Raw genomic sequence first — 17,287 nt, 5'->3', positions numbered from 1 at the left:
ATGACCATACATATTTATCAAGCACAATTGCTGCATTATTTAACGGAAGGGAATCTGGCGGCAAGAGCCAAGCATACCCATGTAAAGACGGATGCTTTAACTAATGATAGTTTAACCAATGCTGAACGTCCTAGCATCACAGTGGTAGAAAAAAACGTTAATTTGCTGCCAGTAGTGGCAGGCGTCAAGGTTTATCCTGAGTATATTGCCAATGGTGCCTTGGTGGTCGATGATGCGACTGGTCGCGTTATAGATTATGGCAGCTGTGTGTCAATGATGTCGCAGTACGGCAACGCCAGTCACCAAGAGAATCAAGCGCCAGTACAAATTCACGATTATCAAGATAAGCTTATCATGCCAGGCTTTATCGACACCCATGTGCACTATCCGCAGATAGATATGATTGCTGCCTTTGGCGAGCAATTGCTTGATTGGTTGAATAACTATACATTTGTGACCGAAGCCAATTTTGGCGATGCAAAGATTGCTGATGATACCGCAAAATTCTTTTTAAAGCAGCTGCTGTCTAACGGCACAACCAGCGCCTTGGTGTTCTCTACCAGCCATCCACAGTCAGTAGAATCGTTCTTTAACGAAAGTTGTCGTCTGAATACTCGTATGATTACGGGTAACGTATTGATGGATCAAAACGCGCCTGAGCACCTATGTGTGCCAACAGAGCGGGGCATCCGTGATACACAAAATATCATCGATAAATGGCATGAGCGCGGGCGTCAGCATGTGGCAATTACGCCAAGATTTGCCATTACCTCAACGCCAAAGCAGTTACAGATGACCGGCGAGCTATATCGCAGCTATGACAGTGTGTATTTGCAAACACATTTGGCTGAAAACCTTGATGAAATCGCTTTTGTACGTGAGCTTTATCCCAATCATAAAGGCTATTTAGACGTTTATCATGATATGGGCTTACTTGGTCGGCATACGACATTAGCGCATGGTATCCATCTCTCGACATCAGAATATGAAGTCTTACGTGATACCGGCACCCAAATAGCCCATTGCCCGACGTCCAATTTATTTTTGGGTAGCGGTATATTTGATTTATCCAAAACCTTAAGCTATACCGGCGTTAGTATCGCAACCGACGTCGGCGCAGGTACCAGTTTATCGATGCTGACCACGTTATCAGAAGCCTATAAAGTCCAGCAATTACAGAGTAATCCGCTATCAGCGCATCAAGGCTTATATCAAATCACCTTAGGCAACGCGCAGTCATTGTTGTTAGACAATAAAATCGGTAACTTTATGCCAAATAAAGAAGCAGATTTTGTGGTAATAGATATGGGAGGCACTGATTTAATGGAGCGCCGTATGACACAGACCAAGTCGCTTGATGAGCAGTTATTTGTGCTGATGATGTTAGGTGATGATAGGGTGATTGAAGAAACGATTATCGCTGGCGTGAGTCGTTATAAAAAAGCGGTCGCTGCATAAAGGGAAGTATTGAAAGTATTTTTTTTGCTTAATTTAGAATGTTTACATAAAAATAAGCGCCTATTTATTAAGACATTTAAATCTTATTAAATAGGCGCTGATGGTTTTTAACGAATGATTAATAGCCAATGTGCTATAAAAATTGGCTAATAACTATGGCATTACTCTGGATGATTCATCCATATCCAACCATTCTCTAACCATTCCATCACTTCATCAGGGTCAATCCCTTCCATATCGTCAAGGGTTAAATGCTCGCCATTAGATAAGCGTACCAGTAGTGCTATCGATGTTTCATGCAAATCATCTAGGCGTTGCCCATTGGCATATAAAACGATGTCATTATCCACTTGGGTGTATAACAAGCGATTGCTATAATCGGCTTGTAACGTCGCGCCACTTGCCAATGCCGCTATCATCTCATCGGTTGTCAGTGACTCTTCAGGGACGAGCACATCATATTGACGCTTGCTGACCACTTCAGACACGGCTTGGCGAATAATCGTATCACCGCGCTCAGATTGGAGTAGTTGTAATAATTGCGTTTTAATCGCCTCGATACTGTCGGTTTTTAACTCCCCTGACGCTTGTACAGCTTGTGGTAATAACATCGGGATAAATAAAGCGCTGTCATTGGTTGCGACATCTGCAAGGCTGTCGATGATTTGCATCAAATTTGGACGACGGCAGCCAAAGGAAAAGGTTAGGCAATCATCTTGCGCGACGCCAAAGTGTGCTAATTTTGGTGGCACATACAGCACATCACCGGCTTCTAAAATCTCATCAAAGATAATCTCGCCCATATCATCAAACAGACGTATCGGCTCATCGGCGACAAACTCTGTTTGCTCATCACAGAACTTACCTAACTGCCAGCGTCTAGAGCCAAATCCTTGCGCTAAAAATACATCATAATCATCATAATGCTTGCCAACCGAGCCGCCTTTTGGCGCGTAAGAGACCATAATATCATCACGCTGCCATTGCGGTATAAAGTCTAACGCTTGCCATAACGCGCCAAGTTCTGGCGACCATTGTTCAAGATTTTGTACCAGTACTGACCATTGCTCAGGTAAGTTATCAAAGTCGGCTTCAGTTAGTGGGTTCTTTTTAAGTTGCCATTGCGGCTGACCAGCTTGTTTGCTAGCAGCTTGAGTCAGTAGCCTTGCAGTAGCATCTTCATCTATGGCTAAACCTAGAATATCTTCTGGCTCAAACATACCAATGAGTTGTGGTAAGCCTTGCTTAATCAAGAGGGGTTTTTTTTGCCAATAATCGCTTAAGAATTGCTCAGGAGTAATAGTATTCGGTAAACAAAAGGGAATAGAAGTCATGGATAAATCCGTATGGTTAACTGGTTATAAGATTAATAGAAATGATGGCTTTATAGGCAGGATTTATTAGTTTATGATTATTGCTTATCTGATGACTGTCATCAGAGCCTCTAATGATTCTTGAGAAATTTATGAAAAAATTGCATTTTATCGTTATTATTGCCAGTATGTTTATGCTGCAAGCTTGTGTACATAAAATTGTTACCGTCCCTGTGAAAGTCGCTTATAAAGCCACCAAAGGCGTGGTTAAAGGTACGGTCGCTGTTACCAAAGCTATTATACCGGGCGATAGCAGTGATAAAGACGATAAAGAATAAAACCTCACCCATTAACTATGTATTTTAAAAATCATAGTGTTTAGAGTAAGGTTTTTATTAAGATATAAATGAGTGCTCATTTATATCTTTTTTCGCATTTGATAGAGATGAGCTGATTGCCAGTTAAATTTTAGCAATCCATTCTTTAATCGTGCGTGCTTGTTCAGCCGCATTACCAATATAAGTAGCAGGCGTCATTTCGCGCAAACTGTTTTTATCGCTTTCACTGACTGCCGATAATTCATCGCCATCAACAAAAGTAAGCATTGCTTCACGAGTCATGGCATTACCACGGGTAAGAGCCTTAAGCTTCTCGTATGGGTTTTCAACACGGTAGCGACGCATCACAGTTTGGATCGGCTCTGCCAACACTTCTTGCGCATTATCTAGGTCATCATTTAAACGTTGGGCATTTAATTCAAGTTTGCTGACGCCTTTGAGGCACGCATCATAAGCAATCATGCTTTGTGCTAGACCAACACCGATATTACGCAACACAGTAGAGTCAGACAAATCGCGCTGCATACGTGAAATCGGTAGCTTTTCACCCAAATGAGCAAGCATAGCGTTAGCCACACCCAAATTACCTTCAGAGTTTTCAAAGTCAATCGGGTTGACCTTATGCGGCATGGTAGAAGAACCCACTTCACCATCTTTTAGGCGCTGTTTAAAATAGCCTAAGCTAATATACTGCCAAATATCACGGTTAAAGTCGATTAGAATGGTATTAAAGCGTTTTACTGCGTCAAACAATTCAGCGATATAATCATGCGGCTCAATTTGTGTGGTGTACGGGTTAAACGTCAATTCTAAACGTTCATTAATGAATTTTTCAGCATGATTCTGCCAATCAACGTCAGGATATGAGGCGTAGTGAGCATTATAGTTACCGACCGCACCATTGATTTTACCGAGCAACTCTACCTGACCGACTTGCTTGATTTGACGCGCTAGACGATAAGCAACGTTTGCCATCTCTTTACCTAGAGTCGTCGGGCTTGCCGTTTGACCATGAGTACGTGAAAGCATCGGTTGATCAGCATGGATAATTGCTAGATTAACGATGCTGTCCGTTACTTCTTGCATTTTAGCAATGACGATTTCGCGGCTGTCTTTGAGCATGAGTGCGTAAGATAGGTTGTTAATATCTTCACTGGTACAAGCAAAATGAATAAATTCTAATGAACCTTCAAGTGCTGCCTGACCACGGAATTTATCTTTAATAAAGTATTCAACCGCTTTTACATCATGGTTGGTCGTTGCTTCGATGTCTTTGATCGCTTGCGCGTCAGCTTCGCTAAAGTTATCTACGATAGCATTTAAAAACGCATTGGTATTGGTATCGAATTCTGCCAACTCACCAATCGCGCTATTATCAGCCAATGACTGTAACCAGCGAATCTCAACGGTCACGCGCGCTTTAATCAGACCAAATTCTGATAAATAAGGGCGCAAGCTATCGGCTTTGGATGCATAGCGACCATCGATTGGGGAGAGTGCGGTAAGTAGATTCATATCATTGCCTCAAAAAGTTATTGAAATTACAGCTGGTTAAAAAAATGTAAAAAATGATTTAGTCTAAAAAATCATCATGTATTAATTAGATTGCGTTGTACCGTACTTAGTATTGAAGTAAAAGTCGTAAGATGATTTTGCCGCTACAGTAAATATTTTGGTTTTAATTACACCATTGTTACCGATAGCCACACTATCAGAAGCATAGTCATTTGGTTTATAAAGTGGGGCAATCAGTTTTGAGTCGACCGTGGCCCCTTTTTCTCCCTTCTTTTGAAGCATATCTTGCATTATGAAGTTATCAATAGAAAGGTTGGCGCGATTGGTTGCCGTAATTTTATAGGCAATACAGTTTCCAGGCTCAATATTATCAATAGGTTTAGTACTAAAACCACTATTAGGGTTATCAGCAGCGGTATTGCTAATAGTGGGGTAATCAATAGTCGCCGGACAGCTATTTACATATTGGTATTTTATAAGTACTAGAGCAGCATTTTCAGCAGTGACTCTACCAAAATTATTGGTATCATAAAAATATTTGTTCGGTGCTAAATCGACTTGTTTTTTACTATTAGTAGTGCGAATAGGGTGTGTATTCGTACTGTTTTCTTCTGTCAAACAGACAGTGTTTTTGCCGCTCAGATTGGCAATAGGCGTTCTAAGTTGATATTGCCCAACACCAGTCATAGGTAAATTTTCACTAGCGTAAACTATATCTGAGTTGTTGCAATCGACTAGTTTAATAGCACTGTTAGAAATTCCGCTTTCGGAAACGGTATCAAAAATACCGTTAAAGTAGCCAGAGTTATTGATTTGTGGATTGGTATTACCACCATTATCGTTAAATACTGTTCCTGAAAAAACATAATAGAGAGGTTCGCTTTCTACCCCGAAGCTGATCCATTCATTATAGGTTTCTCCAACCACATCCGCTTCAATAGCACTATTACCTCTCATGATGCCTTCGTAAGTTAAGATGACAGTCTTGGCATTCTTAACCGCAAGAACATAGTTGCTGTCCGTATTAGCGATACCATAGCTGACGTAGCTGCTATTATTAGCTATGACGTCGTTTACGTTCAATGCCCGATAAGTCGTCTGATTATTGGGACTGGTAGAGGTTTCTTTAAGAATATTGGTAAAGGTGGGAATAGGGGGCAAGGTACCTCTTTTTTGACCAGATGCAAAAGATACTTGTCCACTACTATTGGTAGTAGGCGTAAACGAGCTACTATTACCACTACCGTTAAGCGCAGTGATTCCATAATAATATAAGCCGCTATCTCCACCATTTGAGCTATCGAAGCGTAGCTGTGGCAAGGTAACCGTATTGTTAGAGCTAAAGCTATTTCCAGCCAGTTTTTTACCCATAAAATAATCACCCATGGCATTATAAAAATAGGAGACGTTTGGGTTATTTCTGATGGTAGCTTGCGCAGGTGTACTAATTTGACTATTTTGGGTAAAGCTTAATGTTTGACGTGCAATCTCTGAGTTACCACCCATTGAATAGCTAGCTTGACCAACTTTTATGGTATGTATAGAAGCATTGTCATCAGGAGTAATAGTAAAGGTGTACTTGAACTTATCTCTATCAATACTAGCATTAGAATCATTCCTGATTTCAATACCATTGGTGCGCGTACCACTAGCTGGTGTTATCTCAGCGCTATTGTTATAACCAATATTTTCATTGCGAACTAAAGTAAAACTACCGGTAGCACCAGAACCTGCTGCTACATATGTGCCAGAAGCAGTACCAGCCGAAGCATTAGAGCTGGTAACTGTCATACTACCCATATTTGTTGGTGCAGCCTGCAAATTAAATGACGCCGCCATAAAAGTAAGCGTAAGACCTCGCTTCGCCCATAACGAAAAAGAAGTTGGAAGAGTAAGTAAGACAAAAAAGCGAGCGGTCATTCAATATCCTAAAAACAAAGGCAAATCATTTTATTAATTAAGGATAAATGAGATATCAAATTCCGCAAGGCGCATCAATAGAAGCAATCACGCCGCCGCCTAGACAAACTTCATCGATATAAAATACCGCTGATTGACCGGGAGTAACGGCACGTTGAGGCTCATCAAATACCACTCTTACCTCACTACCATTTTCATTGTTAGCAAATAAGGTACAAGCTTGGTCAGGCTGACGATAGCGCGATTTCGCCTTACAACGTAAGCCATCTTCGCTAAAGATATCTGCAGGCGGTAAACCATCGACCCAATCGAGCTTGTAAGCATGCAGCTCATTACTCAGCATCATCGGATGTTCGTGACCTTGACCGACGATCAAACAGTTGTTATCTAAGTCTTTTGCGAGTACAAACCATGGTTCTTCGGGACGATCTTTCACTCCGCCAATACCAATACCACCGCGCTGCCCTAATGTATAGTACATAAGACCATCATGCGTACCGATAGTAATACCATCGTCAGTGACGATATCGCCTTTTTGTGCCGGCAAATACTGCTGTAAAAAGTCTTTAAAACGGCGCTCGCCAATAAAACAAATACCAGTTGAATCCTTTTTATTGGCGGTAATAAGGTCATGCTCTTCAGCAATTTGACGAACGACTGGTTTTTCGAGCTCACCAACTGGGAACAGGGTTCTGGCAAGCTTGTCACCGCCAACCGCATGTAAAAAGTAGCTTTGGTCTTTATTATTATCGAGCCCACGTAGCAATTGAGCCACTTCAATACCGTCATTATTCTTATAGTTCACACTGCGGCGGGTATAGTGACCAGTGGCGATATAATCAGCACCAAGCGTTAAGGCATAATCTAAGAATGCTTTAAACTTGATTTCTTTATTACATAAAATATCGGGATTTGGCGTGCGACCCGCTTTGTATTCCGCTAAAAAATGCTCAAAGACGCGATCCCAATATTCCATGGCAAAGTTGGCGGTATGCAGTTTTATGCCAATTTTGTCGCACACTGCTTGCGCGTCAGCTAAGTCATCCATCGCCGTACAATATTCGGTACCGTCATCTTCTTCCCAGTTCTTCATAAAAAGACCTTCGACCACAAAGCCTGCCTGCTGAAGCAATACGGCAGACACAGAAGAGTCGACTCCGCCTGACATACCAACAATCACATGCTTAGTGCTAGGATCATTGATATCGGCAAGCGTTAGAGGGCGATGGGCGTCAAAAGAAGCAGAAGCTGATGTGTTAGAAGCGTTTGGTATGGCTGACATAAAGCGGCTCAACTATTTATACGTTCTCCAAAATACATATTGACGCCAAAATTATGCAATCACTACCATGCGTAGTCTCAGCAGAACGACGTCAGCTTATCTTTTGGATTGGGTATTATGATAAAATAAGCGTCATATTATACCAGTTAATTGAAACTGGTGGCGAGCTATGGCATCTTACTGGCGGTAAAATCGCTTTAAAAATTTAGATAATGGTTTTCAATTATCCTAATCACCATTAATTTACTTGGAATGATAATGATAAAAATTGGTCAAGGTATTGATGTTCATGCGTTTCATAATAATGGTCAACAGCAGCAATATGTGGTGCTGGCAGGTGTGCCTATTGATCATACGCACAGCTTACTTGCGCATTCTGATGGTGATGTAGTACTGCATGCACTTGCTGACGCTTTGCTTGGTGCCTTGGCGCTTGGTGATATCGGGCAACATTTTCCAGATACCGATGCGGCAAATGCCGGTTTAGATTCACGCGTACTACTTCGTTATGTATATGGCAAAGTGTTAGCGGCAGGTTATATGTTGGGCAATGCTGATATTACCGTAATGTGTGAGCGCCCAAAACTGGCACCATATAATTTAGCCATGCGCGCTAACATCGCTAGTGATTTGCAGACCGATGTGGGTAATGTCAGTGTTAAGGCAACCACCACTGAAAAATTGGGCTTTACCGGTCGGCAAGAGGGTATTATGGCCAATGCCGTGGTATTATTGGTGCCGAATGCGTCTGGCGTTTAATTCTCAATAGTATATCAGTGCGTATGATTATGGCTGTCAGCTTTCAAAACTGCTTGCAATATGGTTAAGATTGCCCCATGTAGCAGCCACATGATAAATTTAATGTTACCTGTCTTTTTTATAAATAGTTTTAATTAATAGGAGTTTTTATGAGTGAGCAAACCCCAAATACTGCTGCCAACGATATTGAACAACTGATTCGTAACCAAATCAAAGACAACAAAGTCATTCTATATATGAAAGGCTCACCGCAGTTCCCACAGTGTGGTTTCTCTGCCAAAGCGATTGAAGTCTTGACACAAATTGGTCGCCCATTTGCTTTTGTCAATATCTTAGAAAATCCAGAAATCCGCGCAACGTTACCACAAATTGCTAATTGGCCAACTTTTCCGCAGCTATGGATTGATGGCGAATTGATGGGCGGATCAGACATCATTTTGCAAATGTATCAATCAGGCGAGCTTAAGCCTTTGGTTGAAGCAAATAGCCCAGCTGCTTAATATCGATAGCACTATCTATCGACGTTTAATGCTTAAATATCTAAGTGGCATTAAGATTTTGATATAATTGATATTCGAGCCTAAGTACCCAAATCCGAGTCGCCTTATTAAAGGTTGCTCGGATTTTTTATTTTTTAATATTGACAGTCAGCAAGTTCAATTGTTTTTGCCAGCTTTATCCCCATATAACTCTCAATATCGATATTCAATACCTCGAAACATTAAGAAACATTGAATCAATAATAAGAGAGTTCTATGACTAACGAATTAAATAGCCAAGCCACTCAAATACAAGATGCCGAGCAAGCTGCGATTGAAAAACGTCGCGAGCACTTAAAAAATGAATCCACGCGCATCATTGAAATCGCCGGCAATGAGCCACATTCAGCGCTTAAATGTATTCATCAGCTTAGCGTGGCAGGCGGCGCAACAGAAGCCACTTATATTGCGATTGAACAGCGTATTGTCGCGGATCAAGATGCTGCGGGCGCTTATCATTTGGCGTTATTGGCACAGAATACGCCAGATTTACCCATTGATGCGCGTCAACTTATTGAACTGGTCGTTAATAAAGGCGACAACCAGCAACGTTTGGCATTGCTAAAAAACTTGCCACTACCACCCGTTGAGACGATTAAACAGTATATATTGGCGAGTGATGATGGCGATGCGATTGGGCAGATGAATGCTTATTTACAGATTAACCCTGAAGGCTATGGCAGCCAACATATGCTGGCGAGTGGGCAGGCGGATCGTATTGTGCCGCTTAGTCCTGGCAAATAAGCCCTGACAAATAAACGTTGGGAATGAGCATTGGTAAATGCTATCAACGTTAATTAAAACTTCTTAATCGTTAATCTCAATAGTTTTTCGTATAACGTTTTTTAAATGATAAAAAATTGTTATAATTAATGGTTATCTATTCAGCTAATAGCGGCTTGTTCTATATTCTAGTTGCTATTTCTTTTTTAAATTCGACTGACACTTATCTACCCAGTTCCTGTTATTGAATAATAGCCTGTCGCTAAGCATAGCGTGATCAGTCAAGTGAGGCATTACATGCAATACCCAAAAAATTACGACGTGGTGGTGATCGGTGGCGGTCATGCTGGCACAGAAGCTGCTTTGGCGGCCGCACGTATGGGCGCGCAAACCTTGCTGTTGACGCATAATATTGAAACGCTGGGGCAGATGAGCTGTAACCCTGCGATTGGTGGTATTGGTAAATCGCATTTGGTGCGTGAGATTGATGCACTTGGCGGCGCAATGGCACTGGCAACAGACAAATCTGGCATCCAGTTTCGAGTACTTAACAGTCGTAAGGGTGCCGCTGTACGAGCCACTCGAGCGCAAGCAGATCGTATTCTTTATAAAGCCGCCATTCGTCATACGTTAGAGAATCAGCCAAACCTTGATATTTTCCAACAAGCAGCCGATGATATTCTAGTTGAAAACGGTCGTGCCACAGCGGTTGTGACTGCTACTGGTATTATTTTTAATACGCAAACGGTCGTGTTAACCTCAGGTACGTTTTTAGGCGGGGTGATTCATATTGGTCTTGAGAGCTCAAAAGGTGGTCGCGCAGGCGATCAGCCTTCTATTAAGCTTGCTGATCGTTTACGTGAGCTGAAACTCCCTGTTGGTCGCCTAAAGACAGGTACGCCTGCCCGTATTGATGCACGTAGTGTTGACTTTAGTGTGATGACCGTACAGCCGGGTGATACACCGCTACCGGTCATGAGTTATATGGGCGATGTGTCCATGCATCCTGAGCAGGTCAATTGCTATATCACTCATACCAATGCCCGTACCCATGATATCATCCGTGAAAATCTAGACCGCTCACCGATGTTCTCTGGCAAAATCGAAGGGGTTGGTCCACGTTATTGTCCATCTATTGAAGACAAAATCCATCGCTTCGCTGATAAAGACAGTCATCAAATCTTTATTGAGCCTGAAGGTCTGACCACTCATGAGCTATATCCAAACGGTATCTCAACCAGCTTGCCGTTTGATGTGCAGTTAGAATTTATTCATAGTATGAAAGGCTTAGAGAGCGCTCATATTACCCGTCCAGGCTATGCGATTGAATACGATTATTTTGATCCGCAAAACCTAAAACCAACGCTTGAAACCAAATCGATTGACCGCTTGTACTTTGCCGGTCAAATCAATGGTACAACTGGTTATGAAGAGGCTGGCGTACAGGGTTTGCTAGCAGGTACTAATGCGGCATTGGTTACGACTAATAATAGTGAGTTTGAAACGTGGACACCGCGCCGTGATGAAGCCTATCTTGGCGTGCTCGTTGATGATTTGATTACCCATGGTACGACTGAGCCATATCGTATGTTTACGAGTCGTGCAGAATATCGCTTATTGCTACGTGAAGACAATGCTGACCAACGTTTGACTGAAACCGGTCGTAAACTTGGCTTAGTAGATGATGTGCGCTGGCAAGCGTATGAAGAAAAAATGGAAGCCATCGCTTCAGAAACCGCACGCCTCAAAGATATATGGGCAACCCCTGCCAATGCATTGGGCAAAAAAGTCACAGAGCAAACGGGCGAGGTGCTATCCAAAGAGGCAACAGCTTTTGATTTGCTCAAGCGTCCGCAGATTCATTTTGCTGATATCGCTGCCATCACTGATTCGAAAGTCGATGCCCAAGTGGGAGAGCAGATTGAAATTTCTGTCAAATATGCAGGCTATATTGATCGTCAGCAAGAAGATATTGATCAAATGAAGAGATTGGAGAATACAGCGCTACCAATAGATTTTGATTATAGTGTGGTATCTGGGTTGTCTAATGAGATTGTCCAAAAACTTGCGCAAGTCCGTCCGTCAACATTGGCTCAAGCGGGACGTATCAGTGGTGTCACACCGGCTGCTATCCAGCTACTAGCAATGACGGTCAAGAAACAGAAAAAAGTGAAAGCAGCATTAAACGCGTCATAATAATGTATCAATGACTTAAAAAATAGAGAAACAAAAAGCCCATACCGAGAGTCGCTATGGGCTTTTTTATTGCCAAAATACTACCGTTGTTAAAAGAAAGAGGTGTACTTACTTGTCTTGGTTGCTGCTTTCTCTTTATACTGGCTCTACGAATTACCAACTCTATTGTTATTACGTACATCTTTTTTATTAATTTACCTCGCTATTGTCCACATTATGATGGGCTTGTCACTAAACTGAGCCTATTTATGATTGATGCCATTATTTTTGCTATGACCATCGTCTTGCCCAACCTTGCCTTAATGTGGTTAGGTTTTTTTATGAAAAGACGCGGTGAGGCGGATCAAGTGTTTATCGATCAGGCCTCTAGTTTCGTTTTTAATTATTGTCTGCCATGTTTGCTGTTTTTTAGTGTGGTCGATAGTGACGTTGATTATGCGAAGCAAGTGGTATTGATAGGCGCTGGTATTGTGGTGACCTTTATACTTTTTATCGGCTCTGAGCTCTATGCCAAGCGCTTTATCAGCGACCCTGCCAATCAAGGGGTTTTTGTACAAGGTATCTTTCGCAGCAATATGGCGATTATTGGACTGGCAACCGTTGCCAACGCCTATGGGACAACTGGCTTAAGTATTGGCGCGGTATATATGGGTGTGGTGACAATACTGTTTAATATCTTAGCGGTGATTACGCTCAGCCGAGTGTCTAAGAGTATAGAGGATACTTGGCTCAGTCGTAGTACCATGATTATTAAAAAGCTATTTACCAATCCGCTCATCATTGCACTCGTTGCAGCCTTTACTTATAAAGCATTGCCACTACCACCGATAGCGGGTGTGATTCATATCACCGGTGGGCTATTAGCAGCAGTTGCTTTACCGCTTGCACTGATTTGTGCCGGTGCCAGTATTAATTTGAAGTCGATGTTGCATCCTTCTGGACTTTCTATGCAGGCAAGTATTGGACGCATTGTTATTGCACCGTTGGTTGCTATAGCGGTTGGTTTTGCTTTTGGCTTAACAGGCGTACATATGGGCGTACTGTTTTTGATGGTTGCATCACCAACAGCAGCAGCAAGCTATGTGATGGCAAAAGCGATGGGCGGTAATGATATTTTAGCGGCCAATATTTTGGCATTTACGACAGTAGTTGGTATGTTTGGCATGGCGATTGGCGCAGCAATATTACGCGCTATGGGGCTAATTTAACCACTGTTTTATAAATGACTACATACTTATAAAACAGTGGTTAAATCAAAAGACAGTTATTAAGAATTTATCAACCCCTGATTAAAAAACCTCCTCATCGTTTAAGAAGGGGAGGTTTTTTTAATTATACAAATGCTTTTGTTGATTGTAAATCAAACAAATTAAGCTCAGAGACAAGCTCAAGTGAGCGCAAACGTGCTGCTTGGTCATAGATGTTTGCTGTCACAATCAGCTCATCTGGCTGATGAGTAGCAAGAAACGCTGTAAGCTTTGGCTTGACAGTTTCAACAGAACCGATAAACGATACCGACAACGCACTATCCACCATCATTTTCTCAGCAGTGCTCCAAATGCTATCCATATCATGTGTAGGCTTTGGCATTTGACCGGTTTCACCACGGCGTAAACGCACAAAGCTCTGCTGTGCTGAGGTAAAATGATAATGGGCGGTGGCATCATCGTCCGCAAGCAATAAATTTGCCGCTAGCATGACATAAGGCTTGTCTAAATAAGCCGAGGGTCTAAATTGCTCGCGATAAGCACTGATGGCTTGCCCAAGCATTGGCGGTGCAAAGTGTGAAGCAAACACATATGGCAATCCTAAGTGCGCTGCTAAGGTCGCACCAAAAAGGGAAGAACCTAGTATCCAAATAGGAATATTGGATTTTGCACCCGGAAATGCTTGTACTGGACTATCATCTGTGCCATTCCCCAAAAAGTACATCAACTCTTGCACATCTTGTGGAAAGCGATCAGCATCTTGCATCTGGCGACGTAATGCCTGAAAAGTTGCACCGTCTGTACCGGGCGCACGACCCAAACCCAAATCTACGCGGTCGCCATATAATGCTTGCAAGGTACCAAACTGCTCAGCAATGACGAGCGGGGCATGATTGGGCAACATCACACCACCTGCGCCAATACGTATACGCTTGGTCTGAGCACCAATATGCGACAATAGCACTGACGTCGCTGCACTAGCGATACCGGGCATATTATGATGTTCTGCCATCCAATAGCGATTTAAGCCAGATTTTTCGGCTTGCTGCGCTGTTTCAACGGTTTGGGCGACACCTTCAGCAATGCTTTTACCTTCAGGGACAGGTGCGAGATCTAGGAAAGATAAAGGGATTTTGTTACTCATAAATTATCCAGTAGTGTATTAATTATTTTCCACTGATATGCTTATAGTCAGTGATAGTTTCAAGTACCTCTAGTCAGTGTTAATGAATCATAACAAAGTAGACTAACTCAGTATTTAAGCTCACTTAACAATTATCAATGTGCGTTTATAGATATAAAGGCGTGCCTATAAAGTTGTAATACATTATGAATAGGGCACAAGCAATATTGCAGCACTAAAAAAAGCAGGCAACCTAAGTTACCTGTTTTTTGATTGGCTAGTGATAAAGCGGCAATGAATCAAATCATTAATACTTTATCAACATGACGTTATTTGGTTGAATGACTATTTAGATTGGTCATCAAGCTTATACGCCACGACATAATCACCAATGGTTGTACCCACTGAACCATGTCCACCAGCAACTAATACTACCATTTGCTCACCTTTAGAGTTCAAGTAAGTCATAGGCGTGGCTTGACCACCTGCTGGAATACGCACATTCCATAGGACATCACCATTTTTCAAATCATAAGCGCGGAAGTTGTCTTCGGTCGCCGCTGATAAGAATGCTAAGCCGCCTTTAGTAATGATAGGTCCACCGATACCAGGGACACCTAACTCCAATTTTAATGGAATAGGAGATAAGTCTTGTACGGTACCATTTTTGCGTTGATAAGCAATCTCACCTGTGGCCAGATCAGCACCTGCTATTGTGCCCCATGGTGGCTGCTGACAAGGTACGCCAAGCGGTGATAAAAACGGTCCCATTTCTACCGCATAATCTGCGCCTTCATTGGCATTCACACCTTGCTCACCTTTATTGGTTTCAACATCACCAAGTGTTTCTTTAGGAATGAGTTTTGACGTAAAGGCAAGGTAAGTTGGCATACCAAACATCACGCCATTTTCAGGATCGACGGCGATTCCGCCCCAGTTAAAGGTACCAAAGTTACCAGGATAGACTATGCTGCCATTCGTTGATGGTGGTGTATAACGACCATCATAATTAAGCTGGTTAAATTCAATTCGGCACATCATCTGATCAATCAGGCTGGCACCCCACATGTCTTTTTCTTTCAACATCGGTGGCTCAAAACTCAAACCAGAATACGGCTGAGTGGGTGCGGCGTGTTCACCTGAAATGAGATAGCCTTGCGGTGCATCACGTTCTTTGATTGGTACAATAGGCTCGCCTGTTGCGCGGTTCAAGACATAGACATCACCTTGTTTGGTCGGTACAACCAAAGCAGGTTGGACGCCATCATCTGTATCTAAGTCAAGCAACGTTGGCTGAGCAGGTGTATCCATATCCCAAAGATCATGATGGACAAACTGCTGTACCCAGCGCGCTTCGCCTGTATTAATATCTAACGCGACCACAGAGGTTGCATATTTTTCTTCAGCAGCGTTGCGGTAGCTGCCCAGCTGATCTGGCGTGCGGTTACCCATAGGGAAGTAAACCAAACCAAGCTCTTCATCAGCACTAGCGATCGCCCATGAATTTGGCGAGCTGGTTTTGTACGTCTGAGTAGGATCATTGACATCAAAAGGCGCGGTGTTGTCAGGGTCGCCTGAATCCCAGTTCCACAATAGCTCACCAGTATTGACATCATAAGCACGTATAACACCAGAAGGTGAATTTACATCATAGTTGTCATTGATGGCACCTGCCACAACAATAGTATTGCCTACCACTATCGGAGGCGACGTCGAATAGTAGTAGCCCGCCTGTATAAATGGCATATTGTGCATCAAATCTAATGCGCCATCTTCACCAAAATCTTGACAGCGTTGCCCAGTATTTGGATCAAGTGCATATAACTTAGCATCAGAGGTTGGAATAAATATCTTGGCATCGCATTGTTTAGATGCGTTTTCAAAAGTATTACCAGTAACTTTTTGAACCATCATATTGCTGTGCACAGCAGATTTGTTGGTTATGGCTGTATTATTAGCCGTTGTATCATTGATGGCGCTATCGCTGTTTGCCTCATCATTAGCAACTAGAGGAGTACTATCCGTGCCAGCTTGACCAGCATAATAAGATACGCCTCGACATGTTTGGTGTTGGCGTTGCAGGTTCTTTTCTACTTTGGGATCAAACTTCCATAGTGTCTGACCAGAGTCTGCATCCAATGCGAGCACCCAGTTATGAGGAGTGCACATATACAGAGCATTGCCGATTTTTAATGGCGTTGCCTGATAAGTGGTCTCGCCGATATCATTAGGACCTTTGACATCACCTGTTTGGATTTGCCAAGCAAGCTCTAAATTTTTGACATTGTCAGTGTTGATTTGAGTTAGGGGAGAATAGCGTTGCCCATAGTTAGTACGACCATACGCGCTCCACTCGCCGTCTGGTGTTTGTTGGCCATTTGATAGTGGGTCACCAAGATTTGCAGACGTATCAGATGAAGTGGTATCTTGATCGCCATCATCGGTGGCTGTTAAATTGAGCTCACCTAATTTGTCAGTAACATTGTTTGCTAAGCTTCCAAAAGAGAGCAGTGCACCCACACCTACGCTAGCGAGCAATCCCCAATAATAAAGAGGGTTTTTCTTAACAGTGTCTATGGTTGATGTACTACTAGCAGAGCTCGTCGATACTTGAGTCTTGTGACCACGCATCTTATTTGATACCCATGGCAAGAGCATCAACAGACCAAATATGAGCGGGAAGCCAACACGAGGCGCTAGCGCCCACCAATAGAATCCAGATTCCCAAAGTGCCCAAACAATGGTCGTTACTATAAAGATGGCGTAGAGTGCGTAAGCACTCCAATATTTTTTGAACAATAAAAATGCCGTCGTCAGTATGATAACGCCGGCAAAAAGGTAGTAAGGACTACCGCCTAGAGAGAGCAGGTAAGCGCCACCGATAACCAAGGGGGCGGCAAAAACTGTCATAAT

General features: G+C 42.6%; 13 protein-coding genes. 7 read left to right on the top strand and 6 right to left on the bottom strand.

Annotated elements, in window-relative coordinates:
• Positions 1-1,458: a guanine deaminase gene (gene guaD / locus FQ082_RS07715; RefSeq protein WP_149492663.1), complete on the top strand. Its 1,458-nt coding sequence runs from the start codon at positions 1-3 to the stop codon at positions 1,456-1,458.
• A gap of 161 nt (positions 1,459-1,619) precedes the next feature.
• Here guaD and FQ082_RS07710 read toward each other — a convergent pair whose 3' ends face one another.
• The gene (locus FQ082_RS07710; RefSeq protein WP_149492662.1) at positions 1,620-2,792 is read right to left on the bottom strand and encodes a cupin domain-containing protein; all 1,173 of its coding nucleotides are present in this window, start codon (positions 2,790-2,792) and stop codon (positions 1,620-1,622) included.
• Between the two features lie 131 nt (positions 2,793-2,923).
• Between FQ082_RS07710 and FQ082_RS07705 the strand changes: the two genes are divergently transcribed.
• Positions 2,924-3,109 carry an NF038104 family lipoprotein gene (locus tag FQ082_RS07705; RefSeq protein WP_149492661.1) on the top strand — a complete coding sequence of 62 codons (186 nt, stop codon included), beginning with the start codon at positions 2,924-2,926 and terminating at the stop codon, positions 3,107-3,109.
• A gap of 123 nt (positions 3,110-3,232) precedes the next feature.
• On the opposite strand, the gene purB is transcribed toward FQ082_RS07705, so the two are convergent.
• The 3 genes from purB to mnmA all read right to left on the bottom strand — a co-directional run bounded on the left by purB (position 3,233) and on the right by mnmA (position 7,826).
• Complete coding sequence (gene purB, locus FQ082_RS07700; protein ID WP_149492660.1) at positions 3,233-4,624, bottom strand: adenylosuccinate lyase; 1,392 nt, start codon at positions 4,622-4,624, stop codon at positions 3,233-3,235.
• 81 nt (positions 4,625-4,705) lie between these two features.
• Positions 4,706-6,544, bottom strand: coding sequence for a hypothetical protein (locus tag FQ082_RS07695; protein WP_149492659.1), 1,839 nt, complete (start codon positions 6,542-6,544; stop codon positions 4,706-4,708).
• Positions 6,545-6,599: 55 nt separating this feature from the next.
• On the bottom strand, positions 6,600-7,826 hold the full coding sequence (mnmA, locus tag FQ082_RS07690; protein WP_149492658.1) for a tRNA 2-thiouridine(34) synthase MnmA: 1,227 nt from the start codon (positions 7,824-7,826) through the stop codon (positions 6,600-6,602).
• Between the two features lie 252 nt (positions 7,827-8,078).
• Here mnmA and ispF point away from each other — a divergent pair, with 252 nt between their 5' ends.
• From ispF to FQ082_RS07665, 5 genes are all read left to right on the top strand, one after another.
• Entirely contained in the window at positions 8,079-8,585 is a 507-nt protein-coding gene (gene ispF / locus FQ082_RS07685) for a 2-C-methyl-D-erythritol 2,4-cyclodiphosphate synthase (RefSeq protein WP_149492657.1), read from the top strand.
• 149 nt (positions 8,586-8,734) lie between these two features.
• Positions 8,735-9,085, top strand: coding sequence for a Grx4 family monothiol glutaredoxin (gene grxD, locus FQ082_RS07680; protein ID WP_011280514.1), 351 nt, complete (start codon positions 8,735-8,737; stop codon positions 9,083-9,085).
• A gap of 255 nt (positions 9,086-9,340) precedes the next feature.
• Positions 9,341-9,868: a hypothetical protein gene (locus FQ082_RS07675; RefSeq protein ID WP_149408418.1), complete on the top strand. Its 528-nt coding sequence runs from the start codon at positions 9,341-9,343 to the stop codon at positions 9,866-9,868.
• A 276-nt stretch (positions 9,869-10,144) separates the two neighbouring features.
• Entirely contained in the window at positions 10,145-12,043 is a 1,899-nt protein-coding gene (mnmG, locus tag FQ082_RS07670) for a tRNA uridine-5-carboxymethylaminomethyl(34) synthesis enzyme MnmG (protein ID WP_149492656.1), read from the top strand.
• A gap of 248 nt (positions 12,044-12,291) precedes the next feature.
• Positions 12,292-13,251 (top strand): AEC family transporter, encoded by a 960-nt coding sequence (locus tag FQ082_RS07665; protein WP_011513488.1) that lies wholly within the window; start codon positions 12,292-12,294, stop codon positions 13,249-13,251.
• 124 nt (positions 13,252-13,375) lie between these two features.
• Here FQ082_RS07665 and FQ082_RS07660 read toward each other — a convergent pair whose 3' ends face one another.
• Positions 13,376-14,395, bottom strand: a complete 1,020-nt coding sequence (locus FQ082_RS07660) for an LLM class flavin-dependent oxidoreductase (protein ID WP_149492655.1) — start codon at positions 14,393-14,395, stop codon at positions 13,376-13,378.
• 324 nt (positions 14,396-14,719) lie between these two features.
• A complete protein-coding gene (locus tag FQ082_RS07655; protein ID WP_262498183.1) occupies positions 14,720-17,284 on the bottom strand; it encodes a membrane-bound PQQ-dependent dehydrogenase, glucose/quinate/shikimate family in 2,565 nt (854 codons plus the stop codon).
• Positions 17,285-17,287: the final 3 nt, after the last annotated feature.

Source organism: Psychrobacter sp. ANT_H56B (genome assembly GCF_008369245.1).
Taxonomy (GTDB): domain Bacteria; phylum Pseudomonadota; class Gammaproteobacteria; order Pseudomonadales; family Moraxellaceae; genus Psychrobacter; species Psychrobacter cryohalolentis.
Note: the sequence above shows the minus strand (reverse complement) of the source record. Positions and strands in the feature narration are given on the sequence as shown.